The following is a 10,538-nucleotide window of genomic DNA, read 5'->3' as shown; positions in this document are numbered from 1 at the left end:
CACCGGCGCGGAGCCGGCCTGGCGCGCGCCCACGGACGGCGGCGGCCCGGCGGGCATCGGCGGCGGGCCCGCAGGGCGGGACGGCGCGAGATACGGGGCCTGTCCGGCGGCGGCCGCCGGACGGCCCGGTACCTGCTGCTGCCGGCCCTGCGGCGGCTCCTGGTGGAACTGGGACTCGCTGGACGCGAGCGTGCGGCTGCGCACCCGGTACAGACCGGTGTCGAGGTCGTCGGCCTTCTCCAGGTGGACCTTGATGTTGCCCATGAAGGTGTAGCGCTGCTGCTTCGCATAGTCGCGCACCATGCCGGCCAGCTCGTCCCCGAGCTGGATCGCGTAAGGGCTCAGCCGGTCGAAGTCCGAGCCGCTCAGCTCGACGATGAAGTCATTGGGTACGACGGTGCGGTCTCGGTTCCAGATGGTCGCGTTGTTGTCGCACTCACGCTGGAGCGCCCCCGCGATTTCCACGGGCTGGACCTCGGACTTGAACACCTTGGCGAAGGTGCCGTTCACGAAGCCCTCGAGACGCTGCTCGAACTTCTTGAGTACTCCCACGGTGCACCTCCCTCCTAGAGGTCCTGCGGTGGATCACGACGGTCCTTGCCGCGATCCTTCCGGTACTGCTTACTGATCGTATCCACGCGCCAGGAAAACAAGTGGTTCCCCACTCCTGCCCAGCAGGCCGGTGTCAACGCTCACACGCTCCGCTGCCGCTCCCCCACAGGGATGGTAGAGGTGCCTCCTGTCAGTGTCCCGCAACAACGAGCGTTCCCCGGCCGCTGGAGGGTGTGGCTCCGACCACGGTTGTCCCACTGCCGGCCCCGCGCCGGCAGCCTGCGGTCCGCCCGCGGGAAACGGATGTGATTCCACCCTGAGCCGCGTGCTAATCTTCTGGATGTCGGGAGGCGCTCCCGCACCGGCCGGACGAGGAGTCCGGGGGGTGTGTGAGAATCGAACGGCAGCACCCATGCGCGGGTGGCGGAATAGGCAGACGCGCTGGATTCAGGTTCCAGTGCCCGAAAGGGCGTGGGGGTTCAACTCCCCCCTCGCGCACATATACACACACAGTGAGATCCCGCAAGTCTTCGGACCTGCGGGATCTTTGTTTTGCTGCACGTGGGTGAGCGGGTGCGTGACCGGGAACCGGCGCGGGTAGGTGCGCGTTGGACGCATTGGGCAAAGGAATCGTCAAGGGGCGCGGCCCGCGCCGGATTGCGCAGGGAGATCCATGGGTGTCAGCCTTTCCAAGGGCGGCAATGTCTCGCTGACCAAGGAGGCCCCGGGTCTGACCGCGGTCACCGTCGGTCTGGGTTGGGACGTGCGTACGACCACGGGCACGGACTTCGACCTTGACGCGAGCGCGCTGCTCGTCGGCGAGGACAACAAGGTCGTCTCGGACAAGCACTTCATCTTCTTCAACAACCTCAAGAGCCCCGAGGGCTCGGTCGAGCACACCGGCGACAACATCACCGGTGAGGGCGAGGGCGACGACGAGCAGGTGAAGGTCAGCCTGACGACGGTGCCGGCCGAGGTATCCAAGATCGTGTTCCCGGTGTCGATCTACGACGCCGAGACCCGCCAGCAGAGCTTCGGCCAGGTCCGCAACGCGTTCATCCGCGTCGTGAACCAGGCCGACGACAAAGAGCTCGCCCGCTATGACCTCACCGAGGACGCCTCGACCGAGACCGCCATGGTCTTCGGCGAGCTGTACCGCAACGGCGCGGAGTGGAAGTTCCGCGCCGTCGGCCAGGGCTACGCCTCCGGCCTGCGCGGCATCGCTCAGGACTTCGGCGTCAGCATCTGAGGCTCGGACGCTGAGGCTTCCGCCTCGGTCTCGGTGGAGGGTCGTACGGTGAAGGCCGTGCGGCCCTCCACCGTCTTGCCCGGGATGAAGACGCCGACCGCGAGGGTCACCACCCCGACCAGGCAGGCGATGGCGAAGGCGGTCCGGAAGCCGTCCATGGAGGGCACGACGGCCGCGGAGGTGCCTTCACCGAGGGTGATCGTCATGTGGGCCAGGACGACGCCCACGACGGCGCTGGAGGTCGAGGTGCCGATGGACCGCATGAGGGTGTTGAGGCCGTTGGCGGCGGCGGTCTCGGACGGCGGCACGGCGCCCATGATGAGGGCGGGCATGGCCGCGTACGCGAAGGCGATGCCGGAGCCGATGACGGTGCCGACGAGACGGGACGACGGAAGCGGCCCGCTCTCCGAGGGAGGGCGGGCCGCTTCCGGGTGTGCGGGAAGGTCTCAGGCGACCTTGGTGGCGAAGGACTTGGCCTTGGCCACGGCCTCCTCGTGCGCCTTGGCCTTGGAGGCGTCGGAGAGGTCGATCAGGCCGGCCATGGCGGGCACCTTGCGGGCCAGGGTCAGCTCGGGAACGACGAAGTGGACGTCGAGGGCGAGGGTGCCCAGAGCCTTCTCTAGGTAGGTGATGACGAATTCGTGGTCCTCACGCGGGGTGCCGGGGCCGTAGCCGCCACCGCGGGACGCGACGACGACGGTCGGGGTGCCGGCGGCGGAGGGGGTCTCACCGGCGGTGCGGCCGAGGATGATGACCTGGTCCAGCCACGCCTTCAGGGTGGAGGGGATCGAGAAGTTGTACATCGGCGCGCTGATCAGGACCGCGTCGGCCTGCTCGAGCTCGGTCGCCAGGGTGTCGCGCAGCGGGTGCTCGGCGCCACCGAGGTAGTGGTCGGCGTCGATGTGCGGGACCGGCTCGGTGGCGAGGTCGCGGTAGATGACCGTGCCGTTCGGGTGCTGAGCCTCCCATTCCTTGCGGAAGGTGGCGGCGACGTCACGGGACGCTGAGCCCTCGGCGGGCCAGATGGACGAGTCGATGTGCAGCAGGGTGGGCATGGGGGGCGCCTCCACTTTCGTGCCGTGGGTAACGGCGAAACATTCGTGTGCAGCTATTGATACCACAGGAACTTACTTTTCTGCAGCATGAGCTTACTTTTCTATAGCTCCTAGTGACAAGGGTAGTAATCTGTGGGGATGGCACAGCAGCAGGAAGAGCCGACGGAGCCGTGTACCGGGGTCGACGTGGCCCTGACGCGGGTCTTCGCGCTGCTCGGCAAGCGGTGGACCGGCCTGATCGTGGCCGTCCTCACACAGCGCCCGTGGTACTTCGCGGAGCTGCGGCGCGCGATTCCGAAGATCAGTGAGCGGATGCTCTCGGACCGGCTGAGCGAGCTGGCCGAGGCCGGACTGCTGACCAGGGAGGTCGAGACGGGCCCGCCCCTGCGGGTCAGCTACCGGCTCACCGAGGCCGGGCGGGCGGTGGGTCCGGCGCTGGAGGAACTGCGTACGTGGGCGGTGGCGTACCTGCCGGGGGATCTGCCGGCAGCGACGGCGTGCCCGGAGGCCGACGAGAGCGACACCTGCTGACTCAGCCCTGCTCCGCGTGTCCCGTGGATCCCGCCTGGGCTGGGGTCTCCTTGTGCTCCGAGGTCTCGTTGTATCGGACCAGATACGCGGCGAACCGCTCGAGGTCGGCCTCGTCCCAGTCGAGGAGCCGGACGCGGAAGGCCTCGCGGCGGGCGGCGGTGGCGGCCGCGAGGACGGCGGTGCCGGCCGGGGTCGGGCGGAGCAAGTGGACCCGCTGGTCGGTCGGTTCGGCCCGGCGTTCGACGAAGCCGAGCCGCTCCAGGGCGGTGATCTGCCGGCTCACCGTGGACTTGTCCAGCGTGAACTCCGTGGCCAGATCGGTGGCCCGGCAGCCCTTCGTCGCGTCCAGGTGGGCCAGGATCGTGAACGAGACCAGGGACAGCTCCGGGTGCATCCGGGCGGCCACGCCGCGCGCCCGCCGGGCGAAGGCGGCCATCTCACCCTGGATGGTCTCGACGGACTGCTCTCTGCTTGCCCCGTTCGGCGCTCTGCTCAGCATCTCTGCATCGTACATTTGATTCGCGCGTTTGTGCAGGTCAATGACCGTCTACCCGGGTAGCGGGAGCTCGAACCAGACGACCTTGCCGACCGCCTTGCGGCTGGTGCCCCAGCGGCGCGACAGATGGCTGACGAGGGTGAGGCCGCGGCCCTCCTCGTCGTTGGCGTCCGCGCGCCGCAGCTGGGGGAGGTTGTGGTCGTCGTCGGTGACCTCGACGAGCAGCGTGCCGACGCGCATCAGCCGCAGGCTCACCTCGTGGGACGCGGCCCGCAGGGCGTTGGTCACCAGCTCGCTGACCAGCAGCTCGGTCAGCTCGACGATCCCGGTCAGACCCCAGCGGGTGAGCTGATCGCGGGTCAGGTCGCGGGCGCGGCGGACCTCCGAGCGGTTCAACTCCAGCTTCCACTCGACGACGTCGTCCGACGGGATGCCCTGGAAGTTGGCGACCAGCAGGGCCACGTCGTCGCCGCGGTCATCGGAGTGCACGCGGCTGAGGATCTGCTCGCAGACGTCCTCGGGGGTCTGGTCAGGCTCGATGACATTGGAGCAGAGGGCGGCCAGGCCCGCGTCTATGCCCTGGCCGCGTACCTCGACCAGGCCGTCGGTGCACAGCACCAGCCAGCTGCCGTCCGGGACCGGGATCTCGACCGTCTCGAAGGGCACCCCACCCACTCCGATCGGGGCGCCCTTGGGGATCTCCAGCAACTCGCTGCGGCCGTCGTGGCGGGCGAGGACCGGCGGGATGTGGCCGGCGTTGGCGATGGTCAGCTTGCGGTGGATCGGGTCGTAGACCGCGTACACGCAGGTGGCGAGGTGTTCGGCGCCGAGGCGGTGGGCGAGGTTGTCCAGGTGGCGCAGCAACTGGGCGGGCGGCAGGTCGAGGGCGGCCATGGTGATCACGGCCGTACGGAACTGGCCCATCACGGCGGCCGAGAGCAGGCCGTGGCCCATGACATCGCCGACGATCAACGCGACGCGCCCCCCGGGGAGTTGGATGGCGTCGAACCAGTCGCCGCCGACCTGGGCCTGGCGGTCGCCGGGGCGGTAGTGGTGGGCGATGCGGACGCCGGGGATCTTGGGCGGCCGGGTCGGCATCATGCTGCGCTGGAGGGTGACGGCGGCGCGCGACTCGAGGCGGTGCAGGCGGGCGTTGTCGAGATGGACGGCGCCACGGGCCACGACCTCGGTGGCGGTCGCGGCGTCCCTGGCGTCGAAAGGCCGACGGCCCGGGCGGCGCAGCAGGCACATACGGCCGAGGACGGTGCCGCGTGCGGTGAGCGGGACGACGATCATGGAGTGCTCGGGCAGCAGCGGGCCGAGCGCCGGGACGCCCAGGTCGGCGGCGATGTCCTCGGCGAGGGCTGGGTCTATCACGGGAATCAGTAATGGCTCGCCGAGGCGCGGGGTGATCTCGTTCGCGGCCAGCGGGAGCAACTCGCCCTCGGGCAGGGCGGTGTCCCAGGGGCTGCCGAGCCGACCGTTGTGGGCGACGGCGACCCGGCGGGCGGTGATCAGGCCGGACGGGCGGTCGTCCTTGGGTGGATCGGTGTCCGAGAAGAGCTGGTCGACGATCAGAATCGCGGCGTAGTCGGCGAAGCGCGGGACGGTGACCGAGCACAACTCCCGGGCCGTGGTGCCCAGATCGAGGGTGCTGCCGACCTTGGTGCCGATCTCGCGGAGCAGGGCGAGCTGTTCGTCGAGCGTGTGCCCGGGGGAGGGGGCCGGTTGCGGGACCGCCGTGCCGGGGGCGGGCTGGTAGGGCTGCGACGCCTGGGCGGGCGACGGGCGCGGTCCGGGGAGCAGCTCCTTGCGCTCGGCCGTACGGGCCGGGCGCGGCGGGCGGCCGTTGGCGGGGTGGGTGACGGGCCGGCCGCCCTGCTCGTACGGCAGCACCGGCAGCGTGACGTTTCCCTCCACCTCCAGCACCGGATAGCCGTACGGCACGATCTGCCGCATGATCCGCTCCAGCCGGCCCGCGCTCACCCGGGGCAGCACCGCGCCCAGGCGGGCGCCCAGTTGGTCGGCGTGCGCCGCGTCGGACACCGTGGCGAGCCGGGCCGCGACGCGTACGTTCTCGTGGCGGACGGGGCTGTCGGGGGTGTCGGCGGCCGCGAACGGCAGCATGCGGTCGCCCAGCGCGATGCGCAGGGCGCCGCTGCGCAGCGGCTTGGCGTTGGCCGCGAGGAGCAGGAGGCTGCGGCCGGCCGGCTCCATGATCCGGTACGACCACCACAGGGCGTCCCGTACGCCGCCGTCCCGGTCGGTGGCGGCGAGAGCGCCGGACCACGCGGGGTGGGTGAGGTCGTCGAGCTGGTCGAGGGTGTCCTGCCGCGCACCGGTGGGATTGGGCAGCAGGCCCGAGGCGGGCCGGCCGAAGACACCTTCCCAGCGGTGGCCGAACAGCTCCTCGGCACCACGGTTCCAGTAGGAGATATGGCCGTCGGGATCCACGCACAGGACGGCAAGGCGGAGCAGGGCGGAAAAGCCCGTGGTCGCGATCGGGCTCGTCGTGGCGGCGGGCAGCCGGGTCATCTCGTCCAACGTCGTGCACCTGCGGTTCGGGCCGGTTCGGCGCTGAGGGAGTATTCGGTGTCGGATGGCGAGTGGTGCGGGTTGCGAGTCGTGCTGCGACTTGCATGGTGGGTCCAGGCAAGCATGAACCACCGGTAGGGGTCCGGTAAATGGCCAGATTGCCCCCAGATACGACCAAGGGGGCAAGTCAGTTCGGCGGAAGCGTTTTCGGAGCGCTTCCTGGGCAGGGAGGGGCACACGGTGGAGCAGGGGCTGGGGCAGGGGCTGGGGCAGGGGACGGGACCGGACGTCGCGCGGGTGCCGTGGGTGTCGGGATTCCAGCGGTGGCCGCACGACGGTACGCCGAAGGCGGAAGGGAAGGCGCTGCGCCGGCCGGTGCCGCGCGCCCTGCACGACGTTCTTCAGATCGACGCCGACCGGCCGGGCATCGTGGAGTCGCTGGAGGCCTCCAATGCGGGCCGCATCCCCGGACTCGTACCGCTGCGGGTGGGACGGATGGCGGCAAGCCCCTTCGCCTTCCTGCGCGGCTCGGCCGGACTGATGGCCGCCGATCTCGCCGGCACCCCCGCCACCGGGATAGGCGCCCAGTTGTGCGGCGACGCGCACGCCGCCAACTTCGGCCTGTACGGGGACGCGCGGGGCGGCCTGGTCATCGACATCAACGACTTCGACGAGACGGTGCACGGTCCGTGGGAGTGGGACGTGAAGCGGCTCGCGGCCTCGCTGGTGCTCGCGGGGCGGGAGGCGGGCGCGGACGAGGCGGTCTGTCGGGCGGCGGCCTTCGACGCGGTGGGCGCGTACCGGCGGACCATGCGGCTGCTGGGAAAGCTGCCGGTGCTGGAGGCGTGGAACGCCATCGCGGACGAGCGCGTGGTCGCGCACGCGGACGCGGGGGCACTGACCGGCACGCTCGAGCAGGTCTCGGAGAAGGCCCGCAAGAACACGAGCGCGAAGTTCGCGGCGCGGGCGACCGAGGCGGTGGAGGGCGGCGGGCGACGCTTCGTGGACGCCCCGCCGGTGCTGCGGCGGGTGCCGGACGCGGAGGCGGCGGCCGTCGCCGTGTCCCTGCAGGGGTATCTGGCGACGCTGGGCGAGGACCGGCTGCCGCTGCTCGGCCGGTACGCGGTGCACGACGTGGCCTTCCGGGTGGTGGGGACGGGGAGCGTCGGGCTGCGGTCGTATGTGGTCCTGCTCCTTGATCATCTGGGGGAGCCGTTGGTGCTCCAGGTGAAGGAGGCGCGGGCGTCGGCCCTGGTGCCGTACCTGGCTAAGGCCGGGTGGGAGACGCCGGAGGTCGAGCACGAGGGCCGGCGGGTGGTGCTCGGGCAGAAGCGAATGCAGGTCGTGAGCGATGTCATGCTGGGCTGGACGACGGTCGAGGGGCGTCCGTACCAGGTGCGGCAGTTCCGGAACCGAAAGGGCAGCGTCGACCCGGCCTCGCTGGCGGCCGGGCTGATCGACGACTACGCCCGGGTAACCGGCGCGCTGCTGGCCCGGGCGCACGCGCACAGCGCCGATCCGCGGCTGATCGCGGGCTACTGCGGCAAGGGCGAGGAACTGGACGAAGCGGTGGCCGCTTTCGCCGTGGCGTACGCGGACCGTACGGAAGCGGACCACGCTGAGCTGCTGGCGGCGGTGCGCGGCGGGCGGATACCGGCCGAGCTTGGAATATGAGCGGCCCGGCCTCGTACGCTGTCCCGGTGACGAACTCCTCCGTGAACCCTGAGAACGCCTCGCAGGCCGGCTCGGCGGCCGACCCGCAAGCCGGCTCCCAAGGCGGCGCGCAAGGCGCGAAGCCCGAGGACCGCCTGGCGAAGGCGGTGCGGGCGGCCGAGCAGGCGCTGATCGAGTTCGAGATCGCGGTGGAGACCTACCGGGTCGAGGTGGAGAACTTCTCCCGGCTCCACCACCAGAAGCTCGGCCCGATGTACGCGCGGCTCGACGAGCTGGACGCGCTGATCGCGGAGGCGGTCGCGGCCAGCAGCGGCGACCGCGAGGACATCAAGCGGGCCTGGGAGGCACGCGCCTTGGTCATGCCCATGCCCGGGGTCGAGGAGCTGTTCGGCGGGCTGCTGGGCGCCGACGGCGTCCGGCCGGTCGAGGACCCGAACCCGCCGCGCCGGGTGCGCCCCGGCAAGGAGGCCCAGCGGCTCTACCGCGAGCTGGCCCGCGCGGCCCACCCCGACCTTGCGCAGGACGAGGGGGAGAAGCAGCGACGGAGCGAGTTCATCGCCCGCGTCAACGAGGCGTACGCGTACGCCGACGAGGCGCAGCTGCGAGAGCTGGCGGAGGAGTGGGCGGCCGGCCCGCCGCTGGAGGAGGAGCTGCCGACCGAGGCCGAGGTGCTCTACGCCCGGCTGGAGTGGCTGGCCGAGCGCAAGGAGACGCTGGCCGTGATCGCCGCCGACCTGGAAGGCAGCGCGATCGGGCAGATGATGAAGCTCGCCCCGGACGACCCGGACGGGCTGCTGAACGAGATCGCGGAGTCCCTGCTCAACCAGGTCGCGCATCGCGAGGCGCGGCTGGAGGAGCTCGTTCGCTCCTCGAAGGGCTGAGCGGTACGTTTTCGGCGTAACGCCATGTCGAGGAGGCCGATCTTCATGTTCCACACCCAGCTGCCCGCGGTGGACGCCGCCGCCGTACCGGCTGACGGATTCCTGCTGGATGTGCGTGAGCACGACGAGTGGGCCGCCGGGCACGCCGAGGGGGCGCTGCACATCCCCATGGGCGAGGTCGTCGCACGGGCGGCCGAGGTGCCGGGCGACCAGCGCGTGCATGTGGTGTGCCGGGTCGGCGGCCGCTCGGCGCAGGTCGCGCAGTATCTGATCGCGCAGGGCGTCGAGGCGGTCAACGTCGACGGCGGCATGCTGGGGTGGGAGGCCGCGGGCCGCCCGCTGGTCGCGGACGGCGGCGCCGAGGCGTACGTGCTGTAGGGGCGGCTTCTCTGGGAGGCGGCCCTACGCTTCAGCGGCGAGCAGGTCGCCGAGGGCCTCCTCGTCCGCTGCCGCGGGGCCGAGCGAGAGCTCGAGCTGCTTGGCCCAGGCGTGGTAGTGGTGCAGCGAGTAGTCCGTGTCGGCGCCGAAGCCGCCGTGGCGGTGCCGGGCGGTCTGGAGGACGCGGCGGACGCCTTCCGAGGCCCAGATCTTGGCGACGGCGATATCGGTGGGGTCGAGCCGCCAGGCCGCCTGCCAGAGGGTGACCTCCATGGTACGGAGGTCGATGTAGCGGTCGGCGGACTGCATGGCGACGGCCTGGAACGTGGCTATCGGGTGCCCGAACTGCTCGCGCTTGCCGGTGTGCTCGCTGGTCATACGCAGCACGGCCGAGCCCAGGCCGAGCGCCAGCGCACAGGTGCCGACGGTGAGGAGGCGGCGGAGCCGATCCCAGGCGCCGTCGGCGGTGATGACGTCGCCGCCCGGCACCCGGACGCCGTCGAGGTGGACCTCGGCGAGGCGTTCACCGCTTGTGGAGACCTGGTCGGCCAGGGGCCAGGGTGGCGGTGGTGCGGGGCAGCAGGGCAATGACGGCCCGGCCGTCGGGGGCGACGGCAGGGATGACGATGTGGTCGGCTTGCTGAGCCCAGGGGACGGCGGTCTGGGTGCCGTCGAGGATCCACGAGGCGGGGGACCCACCCCTCCCCCTGCCGTGCGCTGACGGCGAGTTCGGCCGCGTCGGGGCCGGTGCGGCCGTTGGCCGCGACGGTGAGCACGAGGCAGCCCCGCCCCACCGCGGGCAGCAGCCGGTCGCGCAGCTCGGGCGGGCCGTATTGCTGGATGGCGAGCACGGCGGCGCAGGTCTCCAGCAGCGGGACGCGGGCGAGCACACCCCCGGCCTCGCGCAGGACGAGGCAGAGGGCCACCGGATCGAGCCCGGCCCCGCCGTATGCCTCGTCCAGGACCAGGCTCAGCAGGTCGGCCTCGGCGAGCCTGCGCCACAGCACGCGGTTGAAGTCCTCGGCCACCGGCCCAGGGGCGAGCGCCGGGCTGGGCACCGCGTCCGGTGCCACGACGGCGAAGACCGCACGGGCCGCCTCGACGGCCGCCAGCTGTTCCTCGCTGAAGCTGAAGTCCATTGCCCCGACCTCCCCGCCGACACCACTGTTCTGACGGTGTGTCAGATT

10 protein-coding genes, 1 tRNA gene and 1 pseudogene are annotated in these 10,538 nt (G+C 71.3%); 6 read left to right on the top strand and 6 right to left on the bottom strand.

Annotated elements, in window-relative coordinates; genetic code table 11:
* On the bottom strand, positions 1-552 hold a 552-nt coding region (locus EFK10_RS03165), incomplete at its 3' end, for a DUF3662 domain-containing protein (RefSeq protein WP_127354246.1).
* A 414-nt stretch (positions 553-966) separates the two neighbouring features.
* On the opposite strand from EFK10_RS03165, the gene EFK10_RS03160 reads away from it, so the two are divergent.
* Together EFK10_RS03160 and EFK10_RS03155 are read left to right on the top strand one after the other, a co-directional pair.
* Positions 967-1,050: transfer RNA gene (locus EFK10_RS03160), tRNA-Leu, on the top strand.
* A gap of 175 nt (positions 1,051-1,225) precedes the next feature.
* Positions 1,226-1,801, top strand: coding sequence for a TerD family protein (locus EFK10_RS03155; protein ID WP_127354245.1), 576 nt, complete (start codon positions 1,226-1,228; stop codon positions 1,799-1,801).
* Here EFK10_RS03155 and EFK10_RS49425 read toward each other — a convergent pair.
* Together EFK10_RS49425 and EFK10_RS03145 are read right to left on the bottom strand one after the other, a co-directional pair.
* On the bottom strand, positions 1,777-2,133 hold the full coding sequence (locus EFK10_RS49425; protein WP_407646993.1) for an MFS transporter: 357 nt from the start codon (positions 2,131-2,133) through the stop codon (positions 1,777-1,779). The genes EFK10_RS03155 and EFK10_RS49425 overlap by 25 nt on opposite strands.
* 114 nt (positions 2,134-2,247) lie before the next feature.
* On the bottom strand, positions 2,248-2,856 hold the full coding sequence (locus tag EFK10_RS03145) for an FMN-dependent NADH-azoreductase (protein ID WP_127354244.1): 609 nt from the start codon (positions 2,854-2,856) through the stop codon (positions 2,248-2,250).
* 138 nt (positions 2,857-2,994) lie between these two features.
* On the opposite strand from EFK10_RS03145, the gene EFK10_RS03140 reads away from it, so the two are divergent.
* A complete protein-coding gene (locus EFK10_RS03140; protein ID WP_127354243.1) occupies positions 2,995-3,387 on the top strand; it encodes a winged helix-turn-helix transcriptional regulator in 393 nt (130 codons plus the stop codon).
* 1 nt (position 3,388) lies between these two features.
* Here the strand turns inward: EFK10_RS03140 and EFK10_RS03135 are convergent, their stop codons facing one another.
* Positions 3,389-3,886, bottom strand: a complete 498-nt coding sequence (locus tag EFK10_RS03135) for a MarR family winged helix-turn-helix transcriptional regulator (RefSeq protein ID WP_240676956.1) — start codon at positions 3,884-3,886, stop codon at positions 3,389-3,391.
* 48 nt (positions 3,887-3,934) lie between these two features.
* A complete protein-coding gene (locus EFK10_RS03130; RefSeq protein WP_240676959.1) occupies positions 3,935-6,418 on the bottom strand; it encodes a SpoIIE family protein phosphatase in 2,484 nt (827 codons plus the stop codon).
* A 240-nt stretch (positions 6,419-6,658) separates the two neighbouring features.
* Here EFK10_RS03130 and EFK10_RS03125 point away from each other — a divergent pair, with 240 nt between their 5' ends.
* The 3 genes from EFK10_RS03125 to EFK10_RS03115 are packed head-to-tail and all read left to right on the top strand — an operon-like array spanning position 6,659 to position 9,351.
* Positions 6,659-8,092, top strand: coding sequence for a DUF2252 domain-containing protein (locus EFK10_RS03125; protein ID WP_240676955.1), 1,434 nt, complete (start codon positions 6,659-6,661; stop codon positions 8,090-8,092).
* On the top strand, positions 8,089-8,973 hold the full coding sequence (locus EFK10_RS03120) for a hypothetical protein (protein WP_407646992.1): 885 nt from the start codon (positions 8,089-8,091) through the stop codon (positions 8,971-8,973). Before EFK10_RS03125 ends, EFK10_RS03120 begins: the two co-directional genes overlap by 4 nt.
* A gap of 45 nt (positions 8,974-9,018) precedes the next feature.
* Entirely contained in the window at positions 9,019-9,351 is a 333-nt protein-coding gene (locus tag EFK10_RS03115) for a rhodanese-like domain-containing protein (protein ID WP_127354240.1), read from the top strand.
* 24 nt (positions 9,352-9,375) lie between these two features.
* Here EFK10_RS03115 and EFK10_RS03110 read toward each other — a convergent pair.
* Positions 9,376-10,490 (bottom strand): annotated as a pseudogene (locus tag EFK10_RS03110) (acyl-CoA dehydrogenase family protein).
* Positions 10,491-10,538 lie beyond the last annotated feature (48 nt).

It is taken from the genome of Streptomyces soli (assembly GCF_003999195.1).
GTDB lineage: Bacteria > Actinomycetota > Actinomycetes > Streptomycetales > Streptomycetaceae > Actinacidiphila > Actinacidiphila soli.
This window is presented reverse-complemented; position numbering and strand designations above follow the sequence as displayed.

Coding starts and splice junctions, on each gene's coding strand:
- EFK10_RS03120 (WP_407646992.1), top strand. CDS start 8,089: ATGAGCGGCCCGGCCTCGTACGCTGTCCCGGTGACGAACTCCTCCGTG.
- EFK10_RS03145 (WP_127354244.1), bottom strand. CDS start 2,856: ATGCCCACCCTGCTGCACATCGACTCGTCCATCTGGCCCGCCGAGGGC.
- EFK10_RS03115 (WP_127354240.1), top strand. CDS start 9,019: ATGTTCCACACCCAGCTGCCCGCGGTGGACGCCGCCGCCGTACCGGCT.
- EFK10_RS03155 (WP_127354245.1), top strand. CDS start 1,226: ATGGGTGTCAGCCTTTCCAAGGGCGGCAATGTCTCGCTGACCAAGGAG.
- EFK10_RS49425 (WP_407646993.1), bottom strand. CDS start 2,133: ATGCCCGCCCTCATCATGGGCGCCGTGCCGCCGTCCGAGACCGCCGCC.
- EFK10_RS03130 (WP_240676959.1), bottom strand. CDS start 6,418: ATGACCCGGCTGCCCGCCGCCACGACGAGCCCGATCGCGACCACGGGC.
- EFK10_RS03135 (WP_240676956.1), bottom strand. CDS start 3,886: ATGCTGAGCAGAGCGCCGAACGGGGCAAGCAGAGAGCAGTCCGTCGAG.
- EFK10_RS03140 (WP_127354243.1), top strand. CDS start 2,995: ATGGCACAGCAGCAGGAAGAGCCGACGGAGCCGTGTACCGGGGTCGAC.